The organism is Paraburkholderia fungorum, from assembly GCF_902833645.1.
GTDB classification, from domain to species: domain Bacteria; phylum Pseudomonadota; class Gammaproteobacteria; order Burkholderiales; family Burkholderiaceae; genus Paraburkholderia; species Paraburkholderia fungorum.
This window is the reverse complement of the sequence record NZ_CADFGE010000003.1, coordinates 685340-702045: the sequence shown is the minus strand read 5'-3', so window position 1 is coordinate 702045 and position 16706 is coordinate 685340. Positions and strand designations below refer to the sequence as shown.

The window sequence follows — 16706 nt, the reverse complement described above, 5'->3', positions numbered from 1 at the left end:
ACCATAAGGATGACCTGAATGAAAAAATCCCGCCGTACTTTTATGATCACGACCGCCGGTGTGGCTTCGAGTCTTGCGCTCACGCGTCTTGCGTTCGCCGATTCTCCGAAAATGTCCGACGCCGACGCTACGGCGCAGGCACTCGGTTACAAATCGAATGCGACCAAAGTTGACAAGGCGAAATACGCAAAGTATGCCTCTGGCCAGATTTGCGGCAACTGCACGTTCTATCAGGGCAAGACGGGCGACGCGTTCGCTCCTTGCCCAATGTTCGGGGGCAAGCAGGTCGCTGGCAAGGGCTGGTGCAGCGCGTATAGCAAGAAAGCCTGAAGCAATTTCGCGTATCGAAAATCTGTGATAAGAAGGCTGGCCGTATGAGCGCTTTTGCCGGGACGATTCGTTTCAAGGTCATGCTGACGCTTGGCGTCTGCGTGGCGTTGATGGTGGAGGTCGGCATAATGGGCCTGCGCGGCCTGGCGAGGCTACTATCCCGTGAAGGTCGCGACGGCTGATGAGCGCCGACTGGCCGACCGGGTAGCGAAGGTATTGGCCGCCTTCCGGACGCAATCGGCCGCGACGTTGCGCTGAGCGCCATGCAGGCGCGGCAATTGGCGGAGCGCGGCAACGCGACGTTCGAAGCGTTGCGATGGACCGTGCCAGGTGCGATCGGCCTTGGCATCGTCGTGGCCACGACTGCTTCGGTTTGGCTGCGTTGGGCGATCGCGACGTCGCTTAAGGCTGCGCTCGACGTTGCACGGCAAATCGCCGAAGGCCGGCTGGGCAATGCCGAGGGCATGAGCCTGCATGCCGAGTTCGCACAGTTGGTCAATGCGCTGCAAACGATGGATGGGCATCTTCCGGGACGGTACATACGATCAAGGGATCAAGCGATGCGATCCAGTGCGCATCGGTCCAGATAGCCGAAGGCAGCGCGGATTTGTCCTCCGGCGCGAGCCGGCAAACCGAGTCGCTCAAAGAGACTGCGGCGAGCCTGAGTGAGCTGATCCTGTCAGTTCGACGCAATGCGGATCAGGTCCGCCAGGCCGCGGGTTTGCCGTCGCGAGCTCGGCGCTATCCGCCTTGCCGCTGCGGTAGAACTGAATTCGCGTCCACATGCGTTTCTACCCTGCCGGGGTGATGAAATTGGTAAACATAGCGGACTTAAAATCCGCCGCTTCACGGCTTGCCGGTTCGAGTCCGGTCCCCGGCACCAGGAAGTAGTCCAACAAGTTCCGCTGAAATCCGCAAAGTCGCCGCGCCCTAAGGCTCTGTGGTTTTTTTGTTCCTGGAAGGTCTGGCAACGTCTGCGTGCAGCCGACGATATACGGTGGTATTTTTGGTGGTATCTGTCCGAATTTCTGCCGGCTCGCTCGGGAGATACCATCATGCCGCTTACCGACAAGCAAGTCAGGAACGCTCGATTCAATCCCGATGGTGCGGGTAACCGTTTGTCTGACAGCGGACGTATGTATTTGCAGATCGATAAGTCGGGCTCGAAATACTGGCGCATGAACTACCGCTTCGCGGGGAAGGACAAGATGCTCGCGCTTTGCGTGTACCCTGATGTGTCGCTGGCGGCTGCGCGTAAGAAGCGCGATGACGTGCGTGAGAAACTGGCTGCCGGGATTGATCCTGGCGAAGCGACTCGAAAAGCGGGCGGTGCGACTTGCCGCTGCCAATTCGTTTGAGGTGGTTGCGCATGGCTGGATGGATGAGCGCAAGACCTATGTGGAAATTGGCCAGTATCAGAAGACGCTTGCACGGTTCAAGAGTGACGTGTTTCCATGGCTCGGCAGGCGTCCCATCGCTGAAATTGACGCGCCCGAGATTCTGACGGTCCTGAAGCGCATCGATAGTCGAGGGGCGCGCTTCACGGCTCATCGTGTACGGAGCGAGATCAGTCGTATATTCCGCTACGCAATCAAGGAGGGGTATTGCAGGGCTGACCCGGCACGCGACCTTCTGGGTGCAATCCCGCCGTCCCAAACCACGCACTTTGCCGCATTACCGAGCCAACGAAGGTGGGGGAGATGCTTAGAGCCTTCGACGGTTTCTCAGGTACCTTTTCGGTCCTTTGTGCGCTGAAGTTGGCTCCGATGCTTTTCGTGAGACCCGGCGAATTGCGGCAGGCCAGGTGGTCGCAGTTTGACCCGAACAAAAGGGAATGGCGCTATCTCGTTACCAAGACAAAGACAGAGCACCTTGTGCCGCTTGCGACTCAGGCAGTGGCAATCCTTCGAGAGTTGCAAGCGCTAACCAGCAACAGCCCTTACGTGTTCCCCGGCACGCGCGACCGGAACCGCCCCATGAGCGACGCTGCAATCAATGCGGCGCTGCGGCGGCTCGGCTACGACACCCGTACAGAAATTACCGGACACGGATTCCGGGCGATGGCGCGCACAATACTGCACGAGGAACTTGAGCAGAAGCCGGAAGTGATTGAGCATCAGCTTGCGCATACAGTACCCGACAACCTTGGTGCGGCGTATAACCGGACGAAGTTCATCAAGGAGCGCCGCGCGATGATGCAGGCGTGGGCCGACTATCTGGACAGGCTCAAGGTCGGAGCGGAAGTTATTCCTATCGGAGCCACGGGGCCTGCAAGATAATTGCAGCGGGAAAGACTCGCGGTCGCTAGAGAAAGATGAGTGCGCACTGTCAGATCTTCATGGCGAGGCCATGGCGCCCAAAACCGGCGGTAGCCTTTCCTGCCATCCCATTTGCAACATCGTTTTTTGGCAAGCATTTCGTCGTTTTCCGCGAGGTCTACCTGTTGAGTCTGCGAGGTCATGCGTGCGATTCCGTTTGTCTCCTGCTGAAAATCCGCAAGCATATAGGGTCCATTCTGACCACTACGTTGGGCGAGGTCGCGAGATCGACGCGATGAGTCTGTTCACTGGGGGACTGCAGTTCGCGAAGCTCCTGTGACGAGTTTGTTCGGCGCAGTACCAGGCGTCACATCGAAGTGTGCTCCGAGTCTGAGAGGTTGCCACTCCGTGTCTGCAAGGTCATGTGTGTCAGTTTGCGACGTGCATATAACCGGTCTGTAGCAGTGCCCAACAAAGTCTGTTCGTACCGACGCTCAGGTGCGTCAGGCGTCCTGGAACGGTTGGGACTTCAGAGATCGCCGTTGCGTGACGTGTGTAGCGAGTGGTTGCGCGCCTCATGCGGTAGTTTGTCGAGTCCCCCCCTCCGATTCCGCAGCCCAGGTTGTTCCAGTCTGCTGCTCGCGCAAAACATCAAAAAAATATTTTTTGTTCCGAGAGCGTCCAATGTCGTCCGGGGACATCCGGATGTCCAGAGTCATCCTTACGAGGGGGTTGACGCGTCGATTCCCGATTCGCATGATGGTCCCGAAGGCGGTGTACGGGAGCGAATCGTGCCGGTTGCAAAGACCTATACGAGGGAGCGGTGGGATGAATTTGTCCACGCACTGGATGCATTGCCGGAAAAGCCTCGGAACCAGCAACGCGTCAGTGTCAGCGATGCGATGAAGGAAATCCGCGCGCATATCGCTGCGACTCAGGTGAAGGGTTATACGCTCGAAGAGATCGTCCAGGAGGCTGGACGCAAAGGGCTCGACGTCAGCATTGGCGCCGTCAAATATGCGCTGTATCGTCCAGCGCGTTTGGATACAGCGTCCGAAGCAACCGGCCCACAAGAAAGGCATGCGGGGAATTCATCGTCGGGTCGAAAGAAAACCGCAAAGCGGATGGGCAACGCGCATGGCGATGCAGGACAGCAACGGGGGAGGGGAGTAAATCAGCCGGGACCAATGCAGGGTCAGGACACGTTCGCGTTTGAGATCCGGCCTGATATTGAAAATCTCTAGGAGGGCGAGCATGGACATGACGGAACCCATTTATCTGGTCGGCGGTAGCAAGGGCGGTGTCGGGAAAAGCATGGTGACCCTCGCTCTGGCCGATTACCTGCAGCGGCATGATATCCACGCCATGCTGCTCGAAACCGATACGTCGAATCCGGATGTCATGAAAGCGCTTCGGGATGACATGAAGTGTTCCCCCTATGACCTCGATGACGCGGATGGCTGGATCGGGTTCGTCAACTTCTGCGCTGAGCATCGTGGGGCAGCCGCTATTGTCAACACGGCGGCGCGCAATCAGACGGGCGTGACACGGTACGGCGGAACGCTGGCCCGCACGCCTGCAGAACTCGGGCGGCAGCTTGTGGTGTTCTGGGTGATCAACCGGCAACGCGACAGTCTGGAGTTGTTGCACATCTTCGGGCAGACGTTCCCGGATACGGTGACGCATGTGGTTCGTAACGGTTACTTCGGCAAACCCGACAAATTCACGCTGTATCAGGAATCGCAGCTTCGCCGGTCGATCGAGATGAAGGGCCGGTCGCTGGATTTCCCCGATCTGGCGGATCGCGTTGCAGACGAGTTGCGTAGTCAGCGTATCTCGATCCGCAAGGCGGCGCAGACCATGCATATCGGGCAGCGCGCGGAGCTCTTTCGTTGGCGGGAGTTGTGCGACGCGATGTTTTCGCAGGTCATCGGCGTTGACCGGACGGTTCATGAGCAATAGGCCGTCGAGGTCGGTCGACCCCCGGGTGAATCGCGAACATGACGACCCCAAGGCTCGTCTCGCCGTACTTGGCGACAGCTATCACATGATATGCATCGACAACGAGCTTGAAGATGTCGCCCTGCAAGTGACGGCGTTTCTGGCGCCCGCGTAGAAGGCCGGGCACCGCCTGGGAATCAATGACTGATTCCGTTCAATGAGCGAGTAATATCCACCGCAGCCTGGGCACCGGTTTCGATGGCGCCTTCAATGCCTCCGACGCCGATTGCGGCAAAGTCTCCGCCCGCGAAATGGATGCGGCCGTGAGGCTTTCTCATCTGCGGAACCACCTGGGTGAGATTGCCAGGGCGGTGATGAACCCAGCCGCCCTTTGCATAAGGATCGCTCGCCCAGTCATGCCAGGCTGTCTCTATCACTTCGATATCCGGCACGAACGTCCGCAGCGCGTGCTGCACTGCCTCGCGGTCACCGCCGTCGAGCGTAGACGCATCGGAGCAGAAACAAACAATCAATGTGTCGCCATCATGGCGATATTCGGTGCGCGCGGTATTGATGGGATGTTTCCCGACTGGGGCATGGGCAAGAAAAGTCTCGATTTCGCCCTTGACCCGCACCCAGATCTTGCTGGGCTTGATCGCATGCTTCTGCTCGATCATGGTCCGCACCGGCTGGGGCAGCGGCGGTTTGATGGACACATCGCTCAACGTGTTTAGAGGCAGCGCCACAACGACGTGTTGCGCCCGGATACGCTGCCCGTCGCGGGTCGTCACCGTGACTTCTTGTCCGTGGTCTTCAATTGCCGCAACCGGTGTGGACAGGCATAGTTCGGCTTTTGAGTCGGCGGTCATGGCATCGAGCAAACCCCTCGTTCCACCCTCGATGGGCCAGCAACCACCTGATTCACTAAAAGCGGTCCAGTTGCCGAAATAGGTCGCACACCAGAATAGAAACTGTGCCAGCCCTTGTTCGCTCTCTGAGCCGACGAGCGTTGCCATGACGTTGATCAGAAGATCACGATCATGCGTCGAAAGATTCAGCGAATCAATACGGTTGCCGATGGTTTGCTTCTCGATTGCGCTGACGTCGGCTGCTGCGATGTTGCCCGGTTGTGAGAAGTGCAACCGGGCGTCGGCAAAACATTGCTTGAGTAGTGGCTCAGTCAGTTGTGCAAAATCAGCGGGGGTCCCCGAGTGCACCACACCGTCAACGAGCCAGTAGGATTTGGCGATTGACAGCGGTGATACCAGGCCAATGCCGTAGCGCTTAAGTTCACACCAGACATGCGGCTTGGTCCAATGCGTGTAAGTGCCACCCATATCCAGTTGCCGGCCGAATGCTTCACTCAGGTAGGTTCGACCGCCGACGCGATCGCGTGCTTCGAGCAGCACAACCGAGTGGCCTGCCATGCTGAGGTCACGGGCTGCAGTTATACCTGCGAATCCGGCACCAATCACTGCAACATCGTACGAATCTATCATGAAAATTTTCTCGTGAGTCTGCGCGATTGAGCTCACTATAGCCAGTCATTTAAATTTACGCAACATATGTTATTTAAAATGTGGCGTGCAGGATCCACGGCTACCTAGAGTTAAGCAGCAGATCGTCGCTATCGACCAAAGCGAGAAGCCCGATGGCATGTTGCAAGCCGGGCGTGGCGGGCAGTTAACGTGCGATTCGTGCCCGCACCATAGTGATTCGCACTATTGAATATATGCGGAGGTGAGTACTATCTGGGGAGTCAGTGACGGAGACAGTCGATCTGGCGCGAGGCAGAACAAGGCGCTGGCCCGTATCGACCCGTAAGTCAGGATATTCTTCAATTGCGGGGCCGCTGCCCGTTGCTCCGGCAGTCCGCGCCAGTCGCCTGAGCAACTGACGGATTGGCAGGTTCGTTTACTTCGGGCGGCGTGGCGCCGCGTGGATTGGTTCCTTCGTTTCGCCGGCCGGCTGAGGCGGACTAAGCAAGGTAAAGAAGGCATTCGAAAGCGCCTTGAGCCGACGCGGCTTGAAACGCTCCGGCTCGACCGGGAGCATCACCGACCAGCCATCACCGAGTGCACAGACTTGATCTGCGATGATATCCGCAGGAATGTCGTCTCGGATTACGCCCCGATTCTGGTCACTCGCGACTATCGCCGTCAGCTTGAGGCGATACTGGGAGTAACGCCGATGAATGACCGCGGCGACCACGGGTTCGTATTTCGCCTGGCCTAACAGTTGAAACTGCACGAGCCGAGGGTCCCGATCTTTCGCGGTATGCCAACTAATCCATCGTTCCAGAGTCGTTCTGACATCTATCGGCGTTTCGGTAGACTCCAGAATCGTGTCAAACAGATCGAATGAACTCTCCACGAGCGCTTTGACAATTTCGTCCTTGTCTTCGAAGTAGTAGCTCAAAGCGCCTGTGGTGCAGCCTGCCTCGACTGCGATTTTCCGCAAGGATGTGCCCGCGTAGCCTTCTCGCGCGATCACCGCAGCCGCAGCGGCCAGCAGGTTGTCGCGCTTTATTTTGTGATCACCGACCGGTCGCCCTCTGCGACCTGCTGTTGGGGCCTGGCCAGTGCCGGCCGGGCGGTCTTGGCGAGTTTGGGAGGCGACGGTTCGGGCCATAGAAAGGAGGTGGAGTGGTTTGAGCTGCGATGCATTCCGTATGGCATCACATTTAAACGCATTGTAATGCAGTTAAATGCGAAGGCACATTTCTGTTGCCACACCTTAGGACCCGTGTTCCGTTACCTGTCCCGAGGCGTAGCGAGCGCGACGGTCCTTTGCTCAACAGATCGCGAACCGGCGTTTAGACGAGTTGGCGGAAAACAGAAGCGCGGAACGGATCACCCGGATTGAGTCTGGCCATCTCGTCCTTGAAAAAGGGACCATTGCGAGCATAGTGGGGATTCGATTCGGGAAGCGGGCGGAATTGGGCGTCGTCGCCAAAGAAGCGAAGAACCAGCGTGTGGCGGTTCGGGCAGTTGGAATCGACCGGTGCCCCGCCGTGAAGCGAGCGGGGGTGAAGCAACAGCACATCGCCGGGCGTGATAGGCCATGACAGCACATCCCACGAATCGGGGTCTTCTGCAAGGTCCCTGTCAATATGCGGCAGACGAGGGAAAGATCCATCGCCGTAGAGCGGATCGGTGGGATCTTCGGCGTTCCTGAAGCTGGCCCCGTCGTACTGGATGCCATGGTGTGAGCCGCGGATGATCTCGAGCGAGTTCTGCTTCGGAATGGATTCGAATGTAATCCAGGCGTTCCCCCAGTGTTCACCAGCCCATGGGAGGTTCGCCGTATCCTGGTGCCATGGCCCGCGACCACTCTTTCCACCTTCCTTAATGAATATCTCCTCCGCAAAGTACCAGACATGTTCCGAGTTCCACAGATCCTGGAACAGCCTTCCGAATGGCAGCGTCATGACCAGATCATCAAGCTTGTCTTTCGCGAGCAGGTTGCAGTTGTCGATGTGGGTTTGCAGCGCAGTTCCGTCGAGGCCGCGGAATACGTTCGGGCTCGGGTTCGCGACTGCCCACTTGAGTGCGTCGTAGCACTCGGTCAGTTGGGTTTCATTGAGGCACTTCTCGATAAGTACGGCTCCATCGTTGTAGAGCGCGTCTCGTTGGGACTGACTGATCGGCATTGCGAGTCTCCTTCTTCCTAGGGTGGCGAACGCTTGTCTTCGCGACTTGGATTACTGTAGACGACAAATTATATTTACACAACATGTGTTTTTATAATGTATGTCGCGATAAATACTGTCGTCACGACTCATGGGGGCGTATTGATGCTTTCCCGGTCCGGTTGCCGTCACATGAAAAGCCATGCATGCTGTCGAGGCGCGGGAAGATGCGTCTGCGCCTGATTCAGACAGACATTGAGATCGCAGAGAGAGGGGAGACCAGCTTGCCGGGGGGGCGCTAGCTTTGCCGGCTGAAATCAGGCTGCGCCTTACTCAAGGCCGCTTTCACATGCGGCCTGGGCGCGAAGGTGACGCGAAAGTCCCGGACGGACTTTGACGGGCACATGCGGCGGAGCCGTTGTAGCTCCGCGCGAAGCCGCCGAAGCGGCACATGAATCAAACTCTCGACGCTTCGCCAAGCACATCCGCCTTCGAGCGTCCACTTCTGGCGGCCATGCCTTCTGCTATCACGAGGAGCAGCCAGGAGGCGCCAATCAGCACCGCGGACGTGCCAAACAGCATTCTCGCCGAGAAGTGTGTCAGCAGGTAGCCGGCGAAGGAGGTCTCGACAGCGAGGGCGAGTGATTGCAGTGCGGGATAGGCGATGTAGAGGCGGTCCGTGAAGTCGAGGCGCCGGACTATTCCGAGAGAATATGTGTACCCCAGCACCCCAAAGATCCCGTGCACGATGAAGCCGAAGCTGAAGGCCGTGACAGAGTGGCTCATCATCATGGGATAGGTCAGAACGACGAAGGCGGAAGAAATACCCATCACGATTGTGGTATTTATTCGAGCGCCCACGATTGCTGGAACGATAGAGCCAATCATCGACGTGACCAGGCCGATCGCAATGATCGGATCAACGGTCTGTGCGGTGATGCCAACAGCAGCAGCGAGCGAATCGATGAACGTGTAAACGCCCCCCATGAAGACGCCCATGAAGATGGCGCCGGAGAAAGCAGCAAGAATCGGTGCTGTCAACGCACCAGCGCGCTTTCCCTTCTTCGGAGTATCGGCGAAAGCGTGGGGGGGTGTATGGGTTCGTCCGCGGAGTCTGGGTAGTGTCCAAGCGCAGGGCGCAGATGCAAAAAAAATCAGAGCCAGCGCTACCAGCAGACCTCTATCGCCAAAGTGCGGCACTACGAATAGTGGCAGAGCGAACGAAGCAGCGGCCGCCAGAACGAGTGATGCGAACGACGCGAGGCTGTATGCGCGCAACGGGTTTTCCGAGAATCCGAGCGACGTAAAGGAGGGTGTTGCAATGCAGCCCCCCGCCAGTCCCACCACGAACCACCAGTAAATCTGATCTGTTTCGCCTGCGACAAAGGTGATGCCCAATATCCCGAAAGCGGACACCAACAGTCCTGCAAGAGTTACGCCTCTGGCATTCAATCGATACACCCAGATCGGACCGCTTGCCGAACTGATCCCCCAGCCTAAAACCAATGCCGTGCCCAATGTGCCCAGGAGGTCTTCACCGAGCCCGCCGCTCCGATGCAAAGACTGAAAGACCACGGGAAGGACATTCATAATCAGAATGCCTAATGACCATAACCAGCCGGCGCCGAGACATGCCAGCCGATCTGGCGTGTGAGATGCGTGCGGAATCCTTGTCACTCGATTCTCCGAAGTGTGCATGATGACTGCCCTTTGTTCCATCTGACGATGGTGCTGGTTCTCGATGTAGGCATGCCGTAACGTCGGCGTGGACCTCGCGCTTACCGGGTCAGGTCCCCACTGCTGCATGAAGTCAGTACGGATTTATGCTAACGACTGACAAAATAAATAACAAGATGGAACCTGTGAGCTAGGGGAAAGTCCCGAGCGCAGGGCCATTCGTTAGCCTTGTTGGCTCGGGACGCTACCGCCGAAACCCGCTTGTACGGCGGGAGCGACGGTAGCGATTTGCTCCAATGTTTACAAAAACAAGTGTTGTGATAACAGGCATTGTGTAAATTATTTGTTTATGCGATATTGCCTTCACGCATGAGGGGCATCGACTGGATCGATCGAAGTCAACCGCATCACGCAGAGGATATTCAGACCAGCGTTGCGTGGGACCCGCAGATGGACGCGGACGCTCATGCGGGAGCGCAAGCAAAGACCTGACTCGGGTTTTCCCTCGGGCTTCGGGTCCGGCGTCGACACAAGAGAGGTGAGCGCGACTGGAGGGAGGCTACGTCGGCCGGCATGAGTGAACTGCCAGTGATGTATCGGTATAAGTACGGATGACTAATCAATGTTTGCAGAACGCTAGAGTGTTATTTCCTTGGCGATGACCTCGACTGCCGATCCGCTACCTTCGAACACCCTGTTTCCTTCAAATTTTTGAGTAAGGCGACCTGTCTCATGAAATCAACTGATATTCGGCAATCGATCATTCCGTCTTCGTTCCGGTCGAGATACGAGAATTTTCACTATTCCCCTGCAACCGGGGTAGGCGACCTCATCTGGGTTTCGGGTCAGGTCGGCACCGACAGTGAAGGGAGAGTGGGCATGGACATGACGGAGCAAGCCCGATTTGCGTTCGAGTCGTTGAAGTGTGTGCTCGAGGAAGCGGGGGCGGTGCTGGCGGACGTCGTCGAATTGAATACGTTTCACACGCAGATGCGGCGCGACATTGGCGCCTTTGTTGCGGTGAAGGATGAGTACTTTCCGGACAACTATCCGGCATGGACGGCGGTAGGGGTGACGGAGCTCGCTCGTGCCGAATTCTGCATTGAAATCCGGGCGGTGGCAGTCATCGGTTCGGGCGGCCGCTAATTCGGTTGAAATCGTAAGGAGGACAAGATGAGCGCGTACAAATTCAGAGCAATCTCTGTCATCGCGGTAGCTGTATCCCTCGTAGTCGGTACTTCCGTTGCGGCGGAAGATCTCACGCCGGAAGGTGGCGACCGTGCGGCGAGCAAGGACGGTGCCGTGCCGGCCTACGTCGGAAGACAGTCGCAGGACTCCGGATGGGCGTACGGAAAATTTCGCGGCGATTTCTGGAAGCATCGTAACGAGAAACCCCTGTACTCGATCGACGCATCGAATGTCGACAAGTACGCTGCGATGCTTTCGCCGGGCCAGATCCAGCTGATCAAGCAGAAGAAGGGCTACCGGATGGACGTATACCCGTCGCATCGCGAATGCCAGTTGCCGGACTTCGTTCAACAGAACTCGACAGCGAATCTCACTGCGGCAAAGCTCGATGCGAGCGGCGACAACGTGCAGAACGCGATTCTTCCCGCCGTGCCGTTTCCACAGCCGAAAAATGGCGCCGAAGCGATGTGGAACTACCTGATCCGATATCGCGGGGAAGGCTACGAATGGCCGTTGATGGCGACTGTCGTTTCCCCGCGCCCGGGTAGCACCGAATGGAACGATGCAAACGCCCCGCAGCTTGTGTATCTACCTTGGGGCAAGCCAGGTACGACGAAGCCGCAAGACATCGATCAACTCATTCAGGGCGCCTTCTATTCGATCCAGTCGCCGGCGGCGTTGGCCGGCCAGGCTTTTGTCCAGCGGCAATATTTCGATAAAGATCCGGAAACATACTATTACTTCCCCGGGCAGCGTCGCGTGAGACGGATGCCGGCGTATATGCACGATGCGCCGGTTATCGGCACGGAGAATCAATACCTGATGGATGAAGCCGATATGTTCTTCGGGCCCATCGACCGGTTCAACTGGAAACTTGTCGGTAAGCGCGAAATGATCGTGCCGTACAACTCATTTGGCATGTACAAGTTCAAGGACAAGCTGCACGACGTGGCGACGGCGGACGGCATTGCGGCAGACAACCGGCGCTACGAAACGCACCGTGTCTGGGTCGTCGAGGCAACGCTCAAGCCCAACGCACGCCACGTCGATTCGAAGAAGGTTTTCTATCTGGACGAGGATAGCTGGCTTGCGCTCGTCGGCGAGGACTACGACACGCAGGGCAAATTGTGGAAAGTGCGTGAAAGCTACCCGATCCCGGTGTATGAACTCGGCGGCGCCTGCGATACCCAGCCATTCGTGCAGTACGACCTGATCGATGGACGTTACGTTTTCGATCAATCAACGATTGGTCAAGGCAAAGATATCCGGTGGTACGAGCAGATTAACGATCCGCGGTTCAAGGCCGACTTTTTCACGTCGGAGTCGTTGAAGTCAGTCAGCGAGCGTTGAAGATCGTTGTGTAGGGAGCGGGGCGGGCCTGCGCGGGTGACGCACGTTCGCATTTGGCGCAGGCAGGGGAGACGCGATGAGAAAGATTAATACATTTAGATGTACTACCATTTCAATGGCCGTGTTTGCGGCTGTGGCATCGAATGCCTACGGCTACGATTTTACGACGGGAATCAATGACCTGACGGGCTCATTGGTAAGCAACATTACGGCGGGCGCAGGGATCCGGACGAAGAGTCCGAGTTGTTCCCTGACGGGTGATCCGAATTCGTTCGGCTGTGGTGCTGCGGCCAACACGAATCAATGGGGCTTCGGCGACGATGGCGATCTGAACTACCGTAAGGGCCAGCCGTTCAGCACATACGTGAGCGCCACCAGCGAGTTGCTGCTGACCATGCCGAGCGAAGGCCTCAAGTTTATGGTTCGCGGCACTGGGATGTATGACTTTCTTGCGGGCGACACGAACAGAACGCCACTGTCGAGCGCCGCCGCGGCACAGGTCGTCTACAACGCGCAGTTGCTCGATTTGTGGGGCGAGAAGGATTTCACGATCAACGGGCAGAACGCTCATGTACGGTTGGGCAACCAGGTGGTCAACTGGGGCGAAAGCATCTTTGCGAGCGGCGGCATCAATGCGACCAACTCGCTCGATATCCAGAAGCTGTTGATTCCAGGCACGCAGCTCAAGCAGGCGTTATTGCCTGCACCGATGCTGAGTTTTGCCACGGATCTAGGACACGGACTCAGCACCGAGGACTATTACCAGTTCCAGTGGAACGGCAACCGCTATCCGCCGGTCGGTTCGTTCTGGTCGACCACGAACATCCTCGGGCGCGGGACTGATCCCGCTACGATCAACACAAACAATTTCAACGTCGCGGGTCCCAGTGCCGGAACGATCGCCGGGCCGAGCAGCGGCAATCAGAACGTGCTCAACGGGATCAACACGGGCCTTGTCAACGGCGCGTACGCAGGCCCACCCTGGAACGATATCGGGATTCCTGTCTCATGGCAGGCGCCGTCAAAATACAAGCCGCAGTTCGGCTTGAAGTTCAACTATGCGCCGCGTTCGTTCGATGCGAATTTCGCGTTCTACTACGAAAACTATACGGACAAGTCCCCGGTGCTCTCGTCGCTGGCCAATGGGACGTTGAACTGGTCATACCTGCAGAACCGTCAGCTCTTCGGCGCCAGCGCAAACTTCGGTATCGGTAACTGGGCAATCGGTACGGAGTTGTCGTACCGGCCTCATGATGCCGTGGCGTTGTCGAGCTGCTACGGCGCTGGCGGGCCGCCCGACCTGAACACCAACGGCGTCGCTGGAGTCAACTGCCAGCAGTGGGCCGACATGAAGAAGTTGCAGTACGACATCAATGGCATCCTGGCCCTCACGCGCAGCGAGTATCCGTTTCTGAAGTTGATTGGCGCGGACGCGGCGGCTCTGACGTGGGAACTCACGTGGATCTACTACCCGGGCCTGAATTCTAGTGGCGTCACGCGATCGATAAACGGGCAGCAGGTCACGCAGCTGCCGCAGGCGGGCTATCTGACCTGGCTGGATAATGGGTCCGGCCTAGGCTACCCGATTGCCGCGGCACAGGGCACGTCGAGTTCGGTGGGCGCGACGATCGATTTCAACTGGACCTATGACGGCACGCTGATCCCTGGCTGGCAGGTGACGCCAGGCGTCACGTTTGCGGACGGTCTCTACGGCTACACGCCGACCCTCAGCGCGAACTACCTGCAGGGTGCGAAGTCGCTCAATCTCTACGTGCTGTTCAACCAGAACCCCACCGTCTGGCAGGCGGGCATCAATTACACGCTGTTCTGGGGCGGACATAACACGGTCGGCAATCCGTACTCAGACCGGAATTTTGTCGGAATGTTCGTCACTCGGAACTTTTGACGCACTCGCAGTGAGGGACGGCGCACGTTCTGCGCCGTCGAAAGACTTGAAGGGGTAATGCCGTGTTAAATCGTCTAGTCAGCAGTCTGGAACAGTATTTCTTCGGCCATCGCGCGATGGTGCTTGGTGCGATTGGCTTGTTTACTGTCGTGATGGCTGTGTTTGCGGTGCAGTTGCGTATGGACGCCGGTTTCGAGAAGCAGATGCCGATCGGCCACGAATACATCCAGACGTTCCAGAAGTATCGGAACGACCTGCTCGGTGCTAACCGTATCACGGTCGTTGTGAAGGCGCGACGAGGGGCGATCTGGACGAAAGAGGGCCTGACGCGGCTGTATAACGTGACTCAGGCGGTCACGTATCTTCCGAACGTGGACCGGGGCGGCGTCCGGTCGCTGTGGACGCCGAACGCGTTCGTCAACGAAATTACTGACGAAGGGTTTCGCGCGGAGCCGATCATCGCCGGCAATGTCACGCCCGATCAGCTGACACCCGAAATCGTCAAAGGGATTCGCCGCGCGACGACCCTCGGTGGTTATGTCGGCACGCTCGTCTCGCACAACGAAGACAGCGCGATGATCACGGCCGAATTGAATGAGCGTGATCGCAGCGGGCAGGTGCTCGATTACGTGACGTTCAATCGTCTGCTCGAAGCGAAGATTCGCAAGCCGTTCGAGGATGCCGGCTACGAAGTGCAGATCATCGGCTTCGCCAAGCAGATCGGCGACATTGCCGACGGTGCGACCGCGGTGCTCGGCTTCTGCGGCATCGCGCTTCTGCTCACCGCAGTCGCGGTCTACTGGTACAGTCATTCGATCCGCTTCACAGTGCTGCTGATTGCGTGCTCGCTGACATCGCTAGTCTGGCAGTTCGGCACGTTGAAACTGTTGGGCTTCGGTCTCGATCCGCTTGCGGTGCTTGTGCCGTTCCTGGTGTTCGCGATCGGTGTGTCGCATGGCGTGCAGCAGGTCAACTTCATCGTACGCGAGATTGCGCATGGACATAGTTCGTTTGTCGCGGCTCGTCATAGCTTTAGCGGTTTGCTGGTGCCCGGTGTGCTGGCGCTCGTAACGGCACTCGTATCGTTCATCACACTGTTGCTGATCCCAATTCCAATGGTGCGCGAGCTGGCGATCACGGCGTCGCTGGGTGTTGCCTTCAAGATCGTGACGAACCTGATCCTTTTGCCGGTTGCTGCGTCGTGCTTCCATTTCTCGAAGGCGTACGCGGACAACTCGTTGAAGCGCGCCCAGCGGCGGGCCAAGCCGCTGCGCGTGCTGGCGCGGGTGGCCGAACCGAAGTATGCCGGTCTCACGCTTGTCTTGACCGTTCTGATTTTCGGGCTCGCCGCCTGGCAAAGCCGCGACCGGGTAATCGGCACGTTGCAGCCGGGCGCGCCGGAACTGCGCGCCGATGCGCGCTTCAACCGCGACGCGACGTCGATCGCGCACAACTACGACATGGGCCTCGACTGGCTCACGGTTGCGATCGAGTCGAGCGGCAAGGCGTGCGACAACCCGGCAGTCGGGTTGTACGAAGACGACTTTTCGGCCGCAATGCGAACCGAACCCGGCGTCGCGTCGGTGCAGTCGTATTCGTCGATGCTGCGCGCGTATAACCAAGGCTACAACGAAGACTATCCGAAGATGAATGTCATCCCCATCGATCCGGAAAACTATGGGGCGGTTTCGGTCGACGTGGGGCGCGTGAAGGGATTCATGAAAGACGACTGCAGCATGACCGCGGTGCACCTGTTTCTGACCGATCACAAGGCGACAACGATCAACCGGATTCTCGACGACGTGAAGCAATACCGCGCGTCGCACGCGTTCCCTGGCATCGCGGTGTGCCTCGCGGCAGGTAATGCGGGCGTACTCGCCGCGACCAACGACGAAGTGGCAAAAAGCGAATTGCCGATGATGCTGTATGTGTACGCCGCAATCATGATCCTCGTGTTCCTCGCTTACCGCGACTGGCGCGCGATGCTGGCGTGCTGCGTGCCGCTTTCGGTAGCGACGTTCATTGGCTACTGGTTCATGAAGGAATTGCAGATTGGGCTGACGGTCGCGACCCTGCCGGTGATGGTGCTTGCTGTGGGGATCGGCGTCGACTACGCGTTTTATATCTACAACCGCCTGCAGGTGCATCTCGCTAGTGGCCAGCACATCGTGAAAGCGGTGCAACACGCGATGCTCGAAGTCGGCGTGGCGACGATCTTCACCGCGATCACGCTGGCGATCGGCGTCGCGACGTGGAGTTTCTCGGCGCTGAAGTTCCAGGCTGACATGGGCAAGCTGCTGGCGTTCATGTTCCTCGTCAATCTGCTGATGGCGATGACGGCACTGCCTGCATTGGCGTCAGCGCTTGAACGCTGGTTCCCGCGCAGCAAGCCGGCGCGCGCGCCGGGTCTGTTCAGTCACTGAAA

The 16706-nt window shown here is 58.0% G+C and carries 14 protein-coding genes, 1 tRNA gene and 1 pseudogene; 12 read left to right on the top strand and 4 right to left on the bottom strand.

All coding sequences use genetic code 11. From position 1 onward, the window contains the following. The first annotated feature begins 18 nt into the window (after positions 1-18). The 8 genes and pseudogenes from HWX91_RS14250 (at position 19) to HWX91_RS14215 (ending at position 4704) form a co-directional block, all read left to right on the top strand. The gene (locus tag HWX91_RS14250; protein WP_028194335.1) at positions 19-330 is read left to right on the top strand and encodes a high-potential iron-sulfur protein; all 312 of its coding nucleotides are present in this window, start codon (positions 19-21) and stop codon (positions 328-330) included. A 44-nt stretch (positions 331-374) separates the two neighbouring features. Next, a complete protein-coding gene (locus HWX91_RS14245; protein ID WP_156034499.1) occupies positions 375-512 on the top strand; it encodes a hypothetical protein in 138 nt (45 codons plus the stop codon). Between the two features lie 81 nt (positions 513-593). Then, positions 594-920, top strand: coding sequence for a HAMP domain-containing protein (locus HWX91_RS14240; protein WP_028194334.1), 327 nt, complete (start codon positions 594-596; stop codon positions 918-920). Positions 921-1128: 208 nt separating this feature from the next. Then, a tRNA-Leu gene (locus tag HWX91_RS14235) sits at positions 1129-1213 on the top strand. A 172-nt stretch (positions 1214-1385) separates the two neighbouring features. Continuing rightward, positions 1386-2609 (top strand): annotated as a pseudogene (locus HWX91_RS14230) (tyrosine-type recombinase/integrase). 770 nt (positions 2610-3379) lie between these two features. Next, entirely contained in the window at positions 3380-3832 is a 453-nt protein-coding gene (locus tag HWX91_RS14225; protein WP_081832917.1) for a hypothetical protein, read from the top strand. A gap of 10 nt (positions 3833-3842) precedes the next feature. Further along, a complete protein-coding gene (locus HWX91_RS14220) occupies positions 3843-4550 on the top strand; it encodes a nucleotide-binding protein (protein WP_028194332.1) in 708 nt (235 codons plus the stop codon). Beyond that, positions 4540-4704 (top strand): hypothetical protein, encoded by a 165-nt coding sequence (locus tag HWX91_RS14215; protein WP_156034498.1) that lies wholly within the window; start codon positions 4540-4542, stop codon positions 4702-4704. The genes HWX91_RS14220 and HWX91_RS14215 overlap by 11 nt, the downstream gene beginning before the upstream one ends. A 22-nt stretch (positions 4705-4726) precedes the next feature. Here the strand turns inward: HWX91_RS14215 and HWX91_RS14210 are convergent, their stop codons facing one another. The 4 genes from HWX91_RS14210 to HWX91_RS14195 all read right to left on the bottom strand — a co-directional run bounded on the left by HWX91_RS14210 (position 4727) and on the right by HWX91_RS14195 (position 9750). Continuing rightward, positions 4727-6064 (bottom strand): flavin monoamine oxidase family protein, encoded by a 1338-nt coding sequence (locus HWX91_RS14210; RefSeq protein ID WP_244144070.1) that lies wholly within the window; start codon positions 6062-6064, stop codon positions 4727-4729. A gap of 379 nt (positions 6065-6443) precedes the next feature. Continuing rightward, the gene (locus tag HWX91_RS14205; protein ID WP_042273755.1) at positions 6444-7160 is read right to left on the bottom strand and encodes a TetR/AcrR family transcriptional regulator; all 717 of its coding nucleotides are present in this window, start codon (positions 7158-7160) and stop codon (positions 6444-6446) included. A 184-nt stretch (positions 7161-7344) separates the two neighbouring features. Continuing rightward, on the bottom strand, positions 7345-8175 hold the full coding sequence (locus HWX91_RS14200) for a phytanoyl-CoA dioxygenase family protein (RefSeq protein WP_028194330.1): 831 nt from the start codon (positions 8173-8175) through the stop codon (positions 7345-7347). Positions 8176-8616: 441 nt separating this feature from the next. After that, positions 8617-9750, bottom strand: a complete 1134-nt coding sequence (locus HWX91_RS14195) for an MFS transporter (RefSeq protein WP_028194329.1) — start codon at positions 9748-9750, stop codon at positions 8617-8619. An 819-nt stretch (positions 9751-10569) separates the two neighbouring features. Between HWX91_RS14195 and HWX91_RS14190 the strand changes: the two genes are divergently transcribed. The 4 genes from HWX91_RS14190 to HWX91_RS14175 all read left to right on the top strand — a co-directional run bounded on the left by HWX91_RS14190 (position 10570) and on the right by HWX91_RS14175 (position 16704). Then, on the top strand, positions 10570-10983 hold the full coding sequence (locus HWX91_RS14190) for a RidA family protein (protein WP_028194328.1): 414 nt from the start codon (positions 10570-10572) through the stop codon (positions 10981-10983). 27 nt (positions 10984-11010) lie between these two features. Then, on the top strand, positions 11011-12375 hold the full coding sequence (locus HWX91_RS14185; protein ID WP_028194327.1) for a DUF1329 domain-containing protein: 1365 nt from the start codon (positions 11011-11013) through the stop codon (positions 12373-12375). Between the two features lie 76 nt (positions 12376-12451). Next, positions 12452-14281, top strand: coding sequence for a DUF1302 domain-containing protein (locus HWX91_RS14180; protein ID WP_028194326.1), 1830 nt, complete (start codon positions 12452-12454; stop codon positions 14279-14281). A gap of 62 nt (positions 14282-14343) precedes the next feature. Beyond that, on the top strand, positions 14344-16704 hold the full coding sequence (locus HWX91_RS14175) for an efflux RND transporter permease subunit (protein WP_028194325.1): 2361 nt from the start codon (positions 14344-14346) through the stop codon (positions 16702-16704). The last annotated feature ends 2 nt before the right edge of the window (positions 16705-16706 follow it).